Below are 13,514 nucleotides of genomic sequence, written 5' to 3'. Positions count from 1 at the left end.
AGCGTTCAGTGCCTGAACACTTCCAGCACTGAGTCGCTGAGTCGCTTCGGTCGCCGTTGCCCTCCGAGGACAGTGCCGTTGCCCTGCTGTCCCGGTACGTACGGCCTTTTTGTGGCACCGGATCCGGGTCAGTCGCTGGAAGCCTGAGCCGGCGGAGGGTCCGTAGCGCCAGGACGCGGCTCGGCAGGGCAGCTACTGAAGCGACCCAAGCGACCGAGACTCCGACTTGGTCGAGAAAGCAACGGGCCGAGGCTCCGTCGGCCATCGGCCGAGTTGGTCGCTCAGGACGTGCCGGAGCCCGCCGGGGTGGTCCGCGTTGCCCGACACGCCGTTCTCAAGCTTGTAGCGGGGTGTACCCCGAACTACGATTCGCCGTTATGAAGCAGCTGAACGTGCGACTGGACGACGCCGTGCACGAGGCGTTGGAGCAGCGGGCGGAAGCAGCCGGGCTGAGCCTGACGGACTATGCGCGCAAGGTGTTGGCCGAGGAGGCGGACGAGCGGCGCGAACGGTTCCTGACAGCCGCGGCGCACTTCGCGCCGACGTGGGCGCCGGCCTTCGAGGCCGAGTTCGGGCCCTACCCGCAGAGCACTCGCGGCGCCGCGGCGGACGCCGCGTGATCCTCCGGATAGACCGGGCGTGGCTGCTTGACATCGCCCACCAGTTCCTGCCCGCCGATCCGGACATCACCGACTACGGCACCCTCGCCGCCGCGGTCGCCCGTCACCTCGACGAGGTCATGGACGTGCCGGTGTACGGCGAGGTGCACCAGCGGGCCGCCGCTCTCATGCACCAGCTGATCCGCGTCCCGGCCCTGGAGTTCGCCAACGAGCACTTCGCCGCCGTCGTGGCCGCCTCCTACCTCAGCGCCTCCGGCGTCATCGTCACCGCGGAGCCCAAGCAGGCCGCCGACCTGGCCGCCCGCATCCGCGCCGGGGACGCGGACGTCCGCGAGACGGCGGCCGCCGTCCGCAGCTGGTACCGCTGACCCTGGTCGACGACCGGTCAGCCGGGATCTGGAAGGCGTCGGGCTCCCGGCACGGTCCTGCGGTCCTGCGGTTCCGGAGCACGACGGTCGGGCAGCCGGGGGAGAGCCCTGCGGCGCTGTCCGGTGACGATTGGCGGTCACCGAGGGCACAGCCCCAGCAGCTACCGAAGGCACCGGACAGCGACTGTCAGACCGGTATGCCATCGTGTGTGGACGGGTGGCGCTCGCGGAGAGCCGCGCTGACGACGAACGAACGGGGGCCGCGATGACGGGCTGGGACGGTGTGACCTGGAACAGCGGCAACCAGGGCAGCATCGTCCGCGACGGCACCGTCGAAGCCTGGGACCTCCACCCCGGTGGCGCCCCCCTCCCGAACCACACCCCTGACGAGGTCCTGACCGGCTACCTCTACCACCACCACGCCGTCGCCCAGGCCTGCGCCTTCGCGGGCCTGCGCCCCACCGACGCCCGCGCCGTCACGGGCCCCGCCGACAGCTGGATACGGCTGCCCGACGTCGACTACTGGGAGCGGTGAGGGCACTGACCCGTCCGTAGGCCCGGGCTGGGCTGGGCGGGTGGCGTCCGAGGGCTCACCGGTGTGGTGACAAGCCGTGGCGGTAGGCGGTAGGCGGTGGCGGGAGGCTGGTGCCCCGTTGGCGGACGAGGAGAGCCTGTGAGTGGGCACAGCCCTGGAGGTGACCGCGGCCCCGTGTCCATGGGCGCGGGCGGGGGACGGACGGCCGGTGATGCCGGTGTGCTGGGGACGGCGCTCGGCGTGGTGCTGGCGTTCTCGCTCGCGCAGGGGTCATGGCAGTGGTTCTCCACCTATCTCGGAGTGACGCTGCTCGCGGTGGTCCTGTCGTTCGGCCGTGCGCCGCTGCCGGCGCCGGGTCGACGGGCGGAGCCTGGCGGCGTACTCGCTGGTCGTGGGGCTGTGCGTGGCGCTGGCGCTGGCTCCGGCACTTCAGCGCTGGGACTGGCTGTTCCCCATGCCGGGGACGCGCAGCGGGTGCGTCGAGGCCGGCCGCTACGAGGTCCTGCGGACACAGGCCGCGCTGGGGGACCTGGCCGGGCGTGCCGGTGACGCGTTGGGGTACGTGCAGCGGGAGCAGAGCCGCCAGGCCGTCGACGTCTGCCTGGCGGCGACGACGACGCGTTGGCTGCCGGTGTACGCGCTGGGGGCGGTCCTGCTGGTGGGCGCGGGCGCGGGCTCGTGGGCGTGGCCGCGGTTCCGGGCGCGGAGCACGGCGGCGGGGTCTGGCTGAGCCGGTTCGCGCTCAGGTGCCGGGGGTGAGGAGGGCCAGTAGCTGGTTCGCCACCGTGATCGCGTCCGGCCCGGCCGCGTAGACGTAGTTGTCGGGGCGCACGGCGGCAGCGGTGGCGCCGAGGTCGGACAGCCAGCGACGGTGGGTGCCGTCCGGGTCGGCGACGACGGTTCCGGGGGCAGCGGCTCCGGTGTGAACGGCTCCGGCGGCGGTGCCTGTGGCGGTGGGGCCGAAGCCGACGACCGTGACGCCCAGGTCGCTCAGCGGGGCCCGGTTCAGCAGGGGAAGGGCCTGCTCGGCGACCAGCAGCCGGAAGCCACCTCCGCCGACGATGTCGTCGAGCAGGCCCGTCCGCCGACCGTCGCTCACCCGGCCCTGGACCGACAGTCGGCCTCCGCCGGAGGCGAACAGGCCGGGACCGAGGTCGGGCAGCCGGATCCGGTCCGGCTCCCGGAGCGCGCGTCGGTGGGCCATCAGCGTGCGGTCGCGCTCGCGGGCGAGCACCGGGTCCCGCAGGGTGTGCTGGCGGCCGAGTTCCATGCTCGTGGCCGTCACACCGCGCACGTGCGGCTCCCGCTCGCTCTGGTAGGTGTCGAGCACCTCGGCGCCCCGGACTCCGCGCAGCACGAGATCCAGCTTGAAGGCGATGTTGAGTGCGTCCCGTATCCCGGAGCAGAGTCCTTGCCCCAGGAAGGGCGGCATCTGGTGTGCGGCGTCGCCCGCGAGCAGGACCCGGCCGTCCCGCCAGCGCCTCGCGACCAGCGACTGGAAGGTGTAGGTGGCGGTGCGGGCGATGTCGGCGTCGTCGCGGGACAGGTAGCGGCCTACGCGGGACCACACACCGTCCGCCGCACGTTCCCGCCCGAGGTCGTCGTCATCGTCGAGCAGGAAGCAGAACCGCTGGCGTTCGGCACCGGTGGTGATGACGGTGGTCGGTCCCTCGGGATCGCCGATCTGCAGCATCGACGGCAGTCCCAAGTCGGCCGCGGGGCGCCGGAGGGCGAAGTCGCAGACCAGCCAGGGTTCGGAGAAGCCGAGGTCGTCCTGCTCGACGCCGAGGGCGTTCCGTACGAAGCTGTTCCCGCCGTCGCAGCCGATCACGTAGCGCGCCGCGAAGGTCGCACCGTTCGACGTGTTCAGGGTGACCTGGTCACGGTCCTGGGACAGGCCGGTGACCGTCGTGCCGAAACGGAGGTCGACGCTCGGCAGTGAGGTGCACAGCGAGTGCAGCGCCGTCTCCAGGTCGGGCTGGTGGAACTGGTAGAGGTCGGCCCAACCGCTGGCGCCGACGTTGCGGAACACCTGTCGGATGAGGAGGTCACCCGCCCCGTTGCGCCACTCGTACGCGTCCTGTGTCCGCAGGGTGGGCGCCAGTTCGTCGACGAGTCCGAGCCCTTGCAGCGCGCGCATGATCTCACCGTCGAAGCTGGCGGCCCGGGGGAGGCCGTACAGGCCGGGGTAGCGTTCGAGCACCACGACCGAGTGCCCGGCCTTGCCCAGCAGGGCCGCGAGCGTCATGCCGACCGGCCCGCAGCCGACTACGGCGATTTCGGCGGATTCGGTGGCTTCACTAGGGGACGGCGTCCGGTTCTCAGGGTGCCTGGTGTTCGGCATGTCCGCAGCTCCTCGTGGACGGGACGGAGGGTGTGGTGGCCACGACGTCAGTTTCGAACGCCCCTGACACGATGTCTAATGCATGCTTTGCACAGGGAGTTTGCGTCAGACGCAAACGAAGGGGGCGTCCGTGGCCGACCAGTTGGACCTCAACCTCTTACGCGTGTTCGACGCGTTGATGGACACAGGCAGCGTGTCCGCGGCCGCGACGCGCCTTCACCTGTCCATTCCGGCCACCAGCAGGGCCCTGGGCCGGCTGCGACGGGCGATGAACGACCAGATCCTGGTGCGCGCCGGCCGGGGCCTCGTACCCACCCCGTTCGCCCAGCGGTCGGCCGCCAGGGTCAAGGCGCTGCTGGAGGCCGCGGCCGAACTCCGGGTGGATGCTGCGGGAAGCGACCCGCGATCGTGGCGGCGCACCTTCGCCATCCGGGTCAACGACGGACTCAGCCCCGTGCTCGCACCCCGCCTCACGCACCGGATCGCCGCCGAGGCACCCGAGGTCCGCCTGCGGTTCGTCGCCCAGGACTCCAAGGAACCCGACCGGCTACGCGACGGCTCGCTCGACCTCGACATCGGCGTCGCCGACCCGCCCCCTCCGGACGTGCGCGCGCGAACGCTGTTCTCCGACCACTTCGTCGCCGTGGTGGCGGCGAACTCCGCCCTGGGCCAGGCAGCACGGCTGACGGTGGACGACCTGTGCGCCCACCCGCACATCTCCGCCTCCCGCCGAGGCCTCGCGCACGGGCCGCTGGACGAGGCACTTCACCGCCTGGGCCGCTCCCGCCGCGTCGTCGCCGTGGTTCCCTCCTTCGCCGTGGCGGCCCTGATGGCGCTGGAGGGGGACGTCATCTGCCTCGGCCCCCGGGTGGTGGCGGAGCACCTCGTCGAACGACAGGTGCCCCTCCGGTGGTACAAGGTGCCGCTGGAGATGCCGGCGGCCGACATCGAACTGCGCTGGCACCGCCGACTCGACGACGATCCCGCGTCCCGGTGGCTCCGCCGCCACGTGCTGGAAGCCGTCCGACCGCTCGCCGCCACGCTGCACTGAACCGGACGTGAGAACCGCGTCACTGCTCGGAGACCACCACGTCGTCCCGGCCGTCAACGAACGGCTGTGACCAGCTACTGCGGGGCAGCCGGCCGTTGCGCGGGGGAGTCGCAGGAAGACATCGCCGCGCGGTCGGACGCACTGCGGAGAACACAGAATTCATTGCCCTCAGGGTCCGCGAGGACGGCCCAGCCGGCACCATCGGGTTCCCGGCGATCGTCGACGAGAGTGGCCCCGAGGTTCAGCAGCCGCTCGACCTCCTCCTCGCGCGTGGTCTCCGGACGCAGGCACAGGTGGACCCTGTTCTTGATCGTCTTCGGTTCCGGCACCTGGTGGAAGTACAACAGTTGGCCCTCCGGCAGCATCACCGCGGTCTCCGGATCACCCGGGCCGTCCTCCGGGTGCAGCGGATGACCGAGCACCTCACTCCAGAACCGAGCCAGCCCGTAGGCATCCGCACAGTCGATCGCCACGTTCTGCAACACCGAGACCATGCACGCGAGCCTGCCCGAAGCGCCGCTCGGTCCGCTACCGAATTGCGGCCGGACAGTACCGACTGGGCAGCACCGGCGCTTTCGCCACGAGCCCCGGCTCGGCTCACCCGGGACTTCGCCGCGCTACTGCGCGCGGAGAGTTTCGCCGAGACCGTGGAACTGTTCGTACCTCCTCTGCGCGCTGCCGTATCCGCCGAAGCGCTGCGGCTCGCCTGGGCGGCCGAGGCCGCGGGACGGGGAGGGGTCAGGGCGATCGGGGAGCCGGTGAGCGGGCCCGGAGAAGCCGACCCGGTGCGCGTCCGAATCCCGGTGACCTGCGCGGACGGCAGCTTCACCGTGGTCACGTCGGTCGGCGCCGACGGCCTGCTGCACGGTCTGCGGCTCGCCCAGGACGACGGCGCCGAGTGGCAGCCGCCGCCCTACGCGGACCAGGCCCGGTTCACCGAACGGGAAGTCCGGCTCGGCGCCGGTCCGCTCGCCGTACCCGGCACGCTGAGCCTGCCCGCCGGCCCCGGACCGTGGCCCGCCGTCGTACTGCTCAGCGGCGGCGGCGCGTTCGACCGGGACGAGAGCAGCGGCCCCAACAAGCCGCTCAAGGACCTCGCCTGGGGGCTCGCCAGCCGACAGGTGGCCGTGCTGCGCTTCGACAAGGCCACCTTCGCGCACCCGGACCACCTGCCCTCGGACTTCACCATGGCCGACGAGTACCTGCCGCCCGCGCTCGCCGCCGTCCAACTGCTCCGGCGACAGCCCGGGGTGGCCGCGGACCGGATCCACCTGGTCGGCCACAGCATGGGTGGCAAGGTGGCGCCCCGAATCGCCGCCGCCGACCCGTCGATCGCGGGACTGGTGCTGCTCGCCGCGGACGCCCAGCCGATGCACGAGGCGGCCGTCCGGGTGGCCCGCCACCTCGCGGCGCTCGCCCCCGGCCCGGGCATCGACGACGCGGTGGCGGCGCTGGCCCGACAGGCCGCGCTGGTGGCGGGCCCCGAACTCATGCCCGACACGTCGTCGGAGCTGCTGCCATTCGGACTCTCCGCCGCCTACTGGCTCGACCTGCGCGCGTACGACCCGGTGGCCACGGCGGCCGCACTCGCCCGCCCGATGCTGATCCTCCAGGGCGGCCGGGACTACCAGGTCACCGTCGCCGACGATCTGACGCGCTGGCAGGCCGCCCTGGCGGACCGGCCCGAGGTGGCGATCAGGATCCACCAGGACGCCAACCACCTCTTCCTCCCCGGCAGTGGCCGTGCGACCCCGGCCGAATACGCGCGACCGGGGCACGTGGAGCCGGCGGTGGTGGATGAGATCGCGACCTGGCTGGCGCGGTGTCGGTAGGGGCGGGCCGGCGCGGCCGTGGCCTTCGCATTGACGTTCATCAGGCCACTGGTGGTTGTCGTAGGGTTGCCCGCTGCGGACGGTGCGTCCATGCACCGCGCACTCCAGCACGACGACGGCACTCTCGACCGGGGCGGTCGTCCCATCCGTCGCGTTCCTCCGATCTCGGCGTCGATCTTCACGTAGAGTGCGGTCAAGCGGGTCTCCAAGTCGGGTGTCACAACCGGGTCTTGGGGGCCTTCGTCGCATCCGTGCGCCCGAAGTCCCGGCCCATCGCTCGAAAGAGCTCAGCCCTGCGTTGACCGAACGGAGCTCAAGCGCCATGCCGGATACCACCCCCGCCAGCCCTGGCCCTCGTGAGGTCCTGGCCCGCTACCAGCGGGCGATGCTCGACAAGTCAGCGGACGACCTGGCCGATCTTTACACCGTCGACGCCGTCCACGAGTTCCCGTTCCTCTTCCCCGGCATGCCGGCGTGTTACGAGGGTCGCGAAGGGATCCGCGCGGGCTACCGGGCGGCCTGGGGCGCAAGCCCGGCGCAACCGCAGGAGATCCGCGAAGTCGCCGTGCACGAGAGCACCGACCCCGAGGTGATCACCGTCGAGCAGGTCGTCACCGGGACCGTGACCACAACCGGCCAGACCTTCAGCATTCCCGGCCTCCTGGTGATCCGGGTCCGCAACGGCCGGATCGTGCACGTCCGCGACTACATGGACGGGCTCGGCGTAGCCCACGCCATGGACCGACTGGCCGCGGTGGTCGCCAGCCTCGGCGACCGTCACTGAGAGCCTGACTTCGGACTTGTTCACCCAGGGACGGCTGCCCGGCGGCCCACGCGGGTCGTCGAGGGGGCCGTCGCGTTCGCAGAAGAGGATGCGCCAATTCCGCTCGTGTGCGCGGGTGTTGGGAACTCCGAGGCATCGCCGACTGTTACAAGGCGGTGACGATCTGCTCACAACCGAAGTGTGGAGCGCGGCGTCCCTACAGATGACAGAGCCCGAATCGCGCCGACCGTGCTCTTCGGGCCGAGCAATCACCTCCCCTTGAAAGGGGCACCCGTGATCGTCTCCAAGCGGAACTCCCTGCGCCTGGCCGCCGTGACCACCGTCGCCGTGCTCTCCCTCGGGCTGGCGGGCACCGCCGCCATGGCGGCCGCCCCGACCGCCTACCCCGCGTCCACCACGCAGCAGGCGACGGCGCAGCAGGCCGCCGCGCAGGCCGGCATCACCGCCAAGCCGTCCGTCACGTCCGTCCAGGCCTGGCAGCTGTTCCGGGTCAACGGCACCACCACCGGCCTCAAGGCGGGCACCAAGGTGACCCTGCAGCAGAAGCAGCACGGCAAGTGGGTCACCCTGCCGGCTTCCGTCCCCACCAACCACAACGGTTCCTACTTGCTCGGCGTGAAGCTCGGCATCAAGGGCCTGAACGAGCTGCGCATCGTCAGCGGAGACGTCGCCTCCCCCGTGTTCACCGTGACCGTGCGCTGACCCACGGCCCTCGGCCCACAGCCCCCCGGCGTCGGGCGGTGCGGTCCCGCTCCCGAGCGGCCACCGCACCGCCCGGCGCCGGACGTGGGAACCAACTGCGGTGGCGTTCAGTGGGGGCGCACCCAGTCCGGTGTCCAGGTGTCGGCGGCGTCGTGGCCGGTCGTGGTGGCGGCGAGGTGGGTGCGGAGGGTGGTCAGGGCCGGGTGGGGGTTGTCGCGGTGCCAGAGGAGTGAGTGCGGGTAGACGGGCGTCGGGCTGGTCACCGGGATGCGGCGCAGGCCGTGGTCGGCGGGCCAGGCGAGGCGGGTGTGCTCGCCCATGAAGGTGGCCAGGGCCGGGGTGTCGGCGATGGTGTCGAGGAGCGCGTCGGAGCCGAAGTTGGGGCCGGTCGCCTCGATGGTGAGGCCGAACTCGGCGACGAGGTCGTCGTAGTAGGCGCCCCACTCGGTACCGGGGACGATGCCGGGCATCCAGATCCGGTGCCCGGCGAGCTGGGCGACGGTCACCGACCGGGCACCCGCCAGGGCGTGGGCGGGACCGGTGAGGAGCTGGAGCGGTTCGTCGATCACCCTGACGGACTCGATGTCCTCGGGAAGGGGCCGGCCGGGCGCGACGACGGCGCGGAAGGACGCGTCGATAGCACCGGAGCGGATGGCGGTGACGGCCGTCTCGATCTCGAACAGCATCATCACGTCGAGGTCGATCTCGGGGTGCGCGTGGTGGAAGCCGCGCATCAGGCCCGACGCCGCGCCGCGCGAGTTGATCACGTCGACGCGCAGCGGACGGCGGCCGGGGCGCACGGACTCGACCGCGCGCTCGGCGGCGCGCAGCAGCTCGCGCGCGTGGGGCAGGAACGCCTGCCCGTCGATGGTGAGTTCGGCCCCGCGCGCGGTGCGGGTGAACAACCGCACGCCGAGGTTGCGCTCCAGCGCGGCGATGCGCTTGGAGACGGCCTGCTGGGTGACGGCCAGCTCGGCGGCGGCCTCCTGGAACTGCCCCGCGTCGGCGGCGGCGACGAAGGTCCGAACGGTGTCGAGGTCCATGGCGGCACTCTATAGGTACAACTGGTGGTTGTGGGTTGATGGTCCTGGGGTTGTTTGATCCCCGGGGATGAGGCGCACTTTGATGCTTCCGATCGCCGATCGGTTGTGCGGTGGGAGTGGCTGTCGGTCCGCCGAATCGTGTCCCCGCACCGACCGGGTGCCGCCAAGCAAGGAGAACACTCGCGTGAGTACCGCCCCCGCACTTGACCCCGAGCACACCGCTTTGCTCGTCCTGGACTGCCAGCCCGCGATCCTGGCCGCTCTGTCCGAGGGCGGAGGCCGGGAAGCCCTGCTCGACCGTGTGGAAGCGGCCATCGCCGATGTCCGCACAAGCGGCGGCACCGTCGCCTACGTACGCGTCGGCTTCACCGAGGCCGACTGGGACGCGATCCCGGCCACCAACAAGTCCTTCGCCCCGCTGGCCCGACACCGCGTCATGCACCACGAGGACCCTGCCACGGCCATCCACGAGCGCCTGGCCCCCCGGGACGACGACCTCGTCGTGCGCAAGACCCGCTTCGGCGGCATGTCCACCACCGACCTCGACCAGCAGCTGCGCGAGCGCGGCATCACCACCCTGGTCGTCTCCGGCGTCAGTACCAGCGGTGTCGTCCTGTCCACCGTCCTCGACGCGGCCGACCGCGACTACCGCCTCTACGTCCTGTCCGACGGCGTCACCGACCCGGACACCGAAGCCCACGACGCCCTGCTGCAGAAGGTCCTCCCCTCGCGGGCCCACATCATCGGCACCGCCGAGCTGCGCGCCCTGCTCCGGACCGGTTGATTCGAACCGTCGAGCCGGTCGAGTCGAGTTCGTGCGGGTCACGGTCGTGGGCGCCGGCAACGGTGTGGCCCCGCCGAGGTGCCCGCCGCGGTCGGGGCAGGCAGGTCGGCCAGGGGACGTCGGTCGGCCCCGGCTGTCAGTACGCCGGGGCCGATCAGTACAGTCGGCGTCCTTCGTGAGACCTGGGAGGGGTGCATGGACATCGGCACGATACGTGCGGCGATCGGGCCGGAGAGCGCGGACGAGGTGACCGGATCGGGCATCTATGTCTGGGTGGACGCGGGGGCAGTCGGTCATCCGGTGCTGTACATCGGCAGGTCGGGCAACGTGGCCAGGCGAACGAAAAACGAGAGGAGGTGGACCGAGCAGTTCCGAGACGCACGTCGCCGGTACGGCCGGGTCACTCCGTTACGGGCAGGCACTCGGTGAGCAGGGCGACGATGTCGCGCCAGGCGCGCTGAGCGTGCCGGGGGTGGTGGCCGACGCCGGGGAGCACGGCGTGGCCGACCGTCGGGTGGTGGAAGGCGTGCAGCGCGCCGCCGTAGACCACGAGGCGCCAGTCGACGCCCGCGGCCTGCATCTCGGCGGCGAACGCGTCCCGTTGCGCGGGCGGCATGATCGGGTCCTCCGATCCGACCCCGGCCCAGACGGGGCAGCGGATGCGCGCCGCCTCGCCCGGTCGGCCCGTGGTCAGGGCGTTGACCGTGCCGATCGCGCGCAGGTCGACGCCCGCGCGCCCGAGTTCTAGGGCGATCGCGCCGCCGGTGCCGTAGCCGATGGCGGCGATCCGGTCGGGGTCGGTCCGCGGTTCGGCGCGCAGCACGTCGAGCGCCGCGTGGCCGATGCCGCGCATCCGGTCGGGGTCGGCGAGCAGGGGAGTGACGTGCGCCAGCATCTCCTGCGGGTCGGTGAACCAGCGCCCGCCGTTGATGTCGAAGGCCATTGCCACGTAGCCGAGTTCGGCGAGGGCGTCGGCCCGGCGGCGCTGGAAGTCGTTCAGCCCCGGCCCCTCGGGCCCGACCAGGACCGCGGGTCGGCGGCCGGTACCGGCCGGGAGCGCGAGGTGCCCGATCATCGTGAGGCCGTCGGCCGGGTATTCGACCGTGCGCGTGGTAACCGTCGTCATGGGACCGGACTGTAGTGAGCGTCGAGCCCGGTCGGGCCGGTTTTTCGCCGGCGGCAGAACGGCGCGGGTGTACCTCGGACGATGCGGCGATGGCAGTGGTGGGACCGGCTCGGGGGCCGGTCCCACCACGGACGGCAGTCGGCGGGAGTCGGGTCAGTACCCGGCCGGGGCGTCCTCGATGTCCGAGATGAGCTTGGTGCTCAGGTCGCTCTGCACGGCCAGCTTGGTGTGCCCGGCGTTGGGGCCGGTGCCCCAGGTGAGGGTGACGACGGTGAACAGGTGGCCGGCTCCGGAGTCGTGGTACCGCACCTCCCAGTGGGTGGGCACGTCCTGGGCGCGGAGGACGCCGTCGGCGTGGTTGGCCTGCTCCCAGGCGGCCAGTCGCTGCTGGAAGTCCGCCGTGAGGTAGTGGGCGCGCAGGCCGTCCGACAGGTTGTCGGTGCCGTCGGAGACGGCGTCGATGTAGGCGCCGTAGAAGTCGGCGACCCGGTCGACCGCGGAGTCCGGGCTCCCGTCGCGGACCGGGTCCCCCGGCGCCACCCGCTGCCCGCCCGCCTGCTCGGTACTGGTGGTGGAGGCGGGGTGCTGCGGGCCGGCCGCCGTGGCCTGCGGCGCGGCCGCCACCAGGATCAGCCCGACCGTGGCGGCCGCCGCCAGCAGCCCGCGTCGAACACTCAGCTTCATCGTCAGTCTCCCTCGTCATGCCAATGGGTCGAGCCCTGGGCGGGTCACTTGGCAATGCGCGGACCGTCCGGGCCGGATCACGTCAATCACCTGCTCAACGACGCCCGGCCCGGAAGGGAACGGGCCGCGTGCAATCCCGGCGCAGATCCGACCCTTCGGGCCGTCGTGGTGTGATCAGTCCGATCACCGGGGGCCCCGGCCGGGGGCGGGTCGGTGCGGGGGGCGGCGTTCGTCGTGTTGGCGGTGCGGCTGCCCGTGGTGTGCCGTTGGGGGGCCGGTGCGTGGACCCGGGCGGGGTGGTGGGCCGTGGTCGCGGAGTTCGCAGATCACCGCCCAGGCGACCGACACCACCGGCACCGCCACCACCGCGCCGAGGACACCGGCCAGCACGGCGCCGCCGATCACCGACAGCGCGATCGCCACCGGGTGGATCCGGACGGACCAGCCCATGACCAGCGGGTGCAGCAGATGGCCCTCGATCTGGCCGATGACCACGATCAGCCCGAGCACCAGCAGCGCGACCACCGGGCCGCGGGCCGCCAGGGCGACCAGCGCGGCGACGGCCAGCGCGATGGGGGAGCCGATCAGCGGGACGAGCGCCGCGACGAACTCCAACATGATCAGTGGCAGCACGAGCGGCACCCGCAGGACGACCAGCGCGATGCCGACCAGCACCGCGTTGGTCGCCGCCACGATCAGCACACCCCGGGTGTAGCCGGCGAAGGTGCGCCACGCGGCGTGCCCCGCGCGGTTCCAGGCAGATCGTGACCGGGCCGGGAGCTGGTGCTGCGCCCAGCACCACATCCGGTCGCCGGAGTGGAGGAAGAACACCGAGCAGAACACCGCGAGCGCCAGCCCGGTGAGCATTTCGACGACCCGGCTCGCCCCGCTGAGCGCGGTGCTGAGCAGCGCCGAGCGGTGTGCGGTGATGAACTCGCCGAGCTTCGCGCGCAGGTCGGTGACGGTGCCGGCCCGCAGGTGGAAGGGGGCGCCGGCGAGCAGGTGGTCGATCTGCCCGAGGCCGCCGCGCAGTTCGGTGCCCAGCCGGCCCCACTCGCCGGCGACGGTCGTCCCCACCAGGGCGAGAACGCCGCCCACGACCACGATGGCGCACACGAGGACCAGCAGGACGGCGATCGAGCGGGGCAGCGCCCGTGCCAGCAGGTCGACGAGCGGCCGCAGGACCGAGGTGATGACCAGCGCCAGGAACACGGCGATGACCGGCATCTGGAGCTGGCCGAGGACGGAGACGGCCAGGTAGGCGGCCACCCCGAGCAGGAGCAGCCGCCAGGTGTACCCGGCGGCGGTCCGCAGCCCGGCCGGCACGCGGCCTCCGGACCCGCCGGACACGACGGGGCGCGCCCGGGGCAGGACCACCCGGGTCGGGTGGCGCCGCCGGGCCGGTCTCGTGCCGTTCACTCGCACGGGCGGCCTCCCTGGCGTCTGCCGGGCTTCGTCCGGCGTCGCGCGGCTACCCGGGCCGACGGGCCGGAAACGGGCGAGGGTCCGGAAACGGTCGGCGGGCCGGAAACGATCGACGGGCAAGAAGCAGCCGGTGGGCCGGAAACGCTCGCGTTCACAGCTGCCGCGGCGGTCAGGAACAGGCCGACGTGCCCGACGGTGGAGAACGCCAGCACACGT

At 72.2% G+C, this 13,514-nt stretch carries 15 protein-coding genes; 9 read left to right on the top strand and 6 right to left on the bottom strand.

From position 1 onward, the window contains the following. The first annotated feature begins 377 nt into the window (after positions 1-377). From ACFWPT_RS02285 to ACFWPT_RS02270, 4 genes are all read left to right on the top strand, one after another. Positions 378-620, top strand: a complete 243-nt coding sequence (locus ACFWPT_RS02285; protein WP_063352545.1) for a plasmid mobilization protein — start codon at positions 378-380, stop codon at positions 618-620. Then, positions 617-988 carry a hypothetical protein gene (locus ACFWPT_RS02280; protein WP_063352546.1) on the top strand — a complete coding sequence of 124 codons (372 nt, stop codon included), beginning with the start codon at positions 617-619 and terminating at the stop codon, positions 986-988. Before ACFWPT_RS02285 ends, ACFWPT_RS02280 begins: the two co-directional genes overlap by 4 nt. 265 nt (positions 989-1,253) lie before the next feature. Continuing rightward, positions 1,254-1,523, top strand: coding sequence for a hypothetical protein (locus ACFWPT_RS02275; RefSeq protein ID WP_380478870.1), 270 nt, complete (start codon positions 1,254-1,256; stop codon positions 1,521-1,523). 334 nt (positions 1,524-1,857) lie between these two features. Continuing rightward, positions 1,858-2,253, top strand: coding sequence for a hypothetical protein (locus tag ACFWPT_RS02270; RefSeq protein WP_380478868.1), 396 nt, complete (start codon positions 1,858-1,860; stop codon positions 2,251-2,253). A 12-nt stretch (positions 2,254-2,265) separates the two neighbouring features. Here the strand turns inward: ACFWPT_RS02270 and ACFWPT_RS02265 are convergent, their stop codons facing one another. Beyond that, positions 2,266-3,867 carry a bifunctional 3-(3-hydroxy-phenyl)propionate/3-hydroxycinnamic acid hydroxylase gene (locus ACFWPT_RS02265; protein WP_380478866.1) on the bottom strand — a complete coding sequence of 534 codons (1,602 nt, stop codon included), beginning with the start codon at positions 3,865-3,867 and terminating at the stop codon, positions 2,266-2,268. A 130-nt stretch (positions 3,868-3,997) separates the two neighbouring features. Here ACFWPT_RS02265 and ACFWPT_RS02260 point away from each other — a divergent pair, with 130 nt between their 5' ends. Further along, a complete protein-coding gene (locus ACFWPT_RS02260) occupies positions 3,998-4,918 on the top strand; it encodes a LysR family transcriptional regulator (protein ID WP_380370966.1) in 921 nt (306 codons plus the stop codon). A 74-nt stretch (positions 4,919-4,992) separates the two neighbouring features. Here ACFWPT_RS02260 and ACFWPT_RS02255 read toward each other — a convergent pair whose 3' ends face one another. Continuing rightward, a complete protein-coding gene (locus ACFWPT_RS02255) occupies positions 4,993-5,412 on the bottom strand; it encodes a VOC family protein (protein WP_380478864.1) in 420 nt (139 codons plus the stop codon). Between the two features lie 291 nt (positions 5,413-5,703). Between ACFWPT_RS02255 and ACFWPT_RS02250 the strand changes: the two genes are divergently transcribed. From ACFWPT_RS02250 to ACFWPT_RS02240, 3 genes are all read left to right on the top strand, one after another. Then, entirely contained in the window at positions 5,704-6,750 is a 1,047-nt protein-coding gene (locus ACFWPT_RS02250; protein WP_380478862.1) for an alpha/beta hydrolase family protein, read from the top strand. A gap of 322 nt (positions 6,751-7,072) precedes the next feature. Further along, positions 7,073-7,534 carry a nuclear transport factor 2 family protein gene (locus ACFWPT_RS02245; RefSeq protein ID WP_380478860.1) on the top strand — a complete coding sequence of 154 codons (462 nt, stop codon included), beginning with the start codon at positions 7,073-7,075 and terminating at the stop codon, positions 7,532-7,534. A gap of 273 nt (positions 7,535-7,807) precedes the next feature. Continuing rightward, positions 7,808-8,236 carry a hypothetical protein gene (locus tag ACFWPT_RS02240; protein WP_380478858.1) on the top strand — a complete coding sequence of 143 codons (429 nt, stop codon included), beginning with the start codon at positions 7,808-7,810 and terminating at the stop codon, positions 8,234-8,236. A gap of 107 nt (positions 8,237-8,343) precedes the next feature. Here ACFWPT_RS02240 and ACFWPT_RS02235 read toward each other — a convergent pair whose 3' ends face one another. Continuing rightward, on the bottom strand, positions 8,344-9,279 hold the full coding sequence (locus tag ACFWPT_RS02235; protein WP_380478856.1) for a LysR family transcriptional regulator: 936 nt from the start codon (positions 9,277-9,279) through the stop codon (positions 8,344-8,346). A gap of 184 nt (positions 9,280-9,463) precedes the next feature. Here ACFWPT_RS02235 and ACFWPT_RS02230 point away from each other — a divergent pair, with 184 nt between their 5' ends. Further along, on the top strand, positions 9,464-10,063 hold the full coding sequence (locus tag ACFWPT_RS02230) for a cysteine hydrolase (RefSeq protein ID WP_380478854.1): 600 nt from the start codon (positions 9,464-9,466) through the stop codon (positions 10,061-10,063). Between the two features lie 400 nt (positions 10,064-10,463). Here ACFWPT_RS02230 and ACFWPT_RS02225 read toward each other — a convergent pair whose 3' ends face one another. The 3 genes from ACFWPT_RS02225 to ACFWPT_RS02215 form a co-directional block, all read right to left on the bottom strand. Then, entirely contained in the window at positions 10,464-11,189 is a 726-nt protein-coding gene (locus ACFWPT_RS02225; protein ID WP_380478852.1) for a dienelactone hydrolase family protein, read from the bottom strand. Between the two features lie 153 nt (positions 11,190-11,342). Next, positions 11,343-11,873 (bottom strand): hypothetical protein, encoded by a 531-nt coding sequence (locus ACFWPT_RS02220; protein ID WP_380478850.1) that lies wholly within the window; start codon positions 11,871-11,873, stop codon positions 11,343-11,345. A gap of 183 nt (positions 11,874-12,056) precedes the next feature. Further along, on the bottom strand, positions 12,057-13,199 hold the full coding sequence (locus tag ACFWPT_RS02215; RefSeq protein ID WP_380478848.1) for an AI-2E family transporter: 1,143 nt from the start codon (positions 13,197-13,199) through the stop codon (positions 12,057-12,059). Between the last annotated feature and the right edge of the window lie 315 nt (positions 13,200-13,514).

The organism is Kitasatospora sp. NPDC058478 (assembly GCF_042720345.1).
Classification (GTDB): Bacteria; Actinomycetota; Actinomycetes; order Streptomycetales; family Streptomycetaceae; genus Kitasatospora.
The sequence above is the reverse complement of the archived record's forward strand: the minus strand, read 5'-3'. Positions and strand labels throughout refer to the sequence as shown.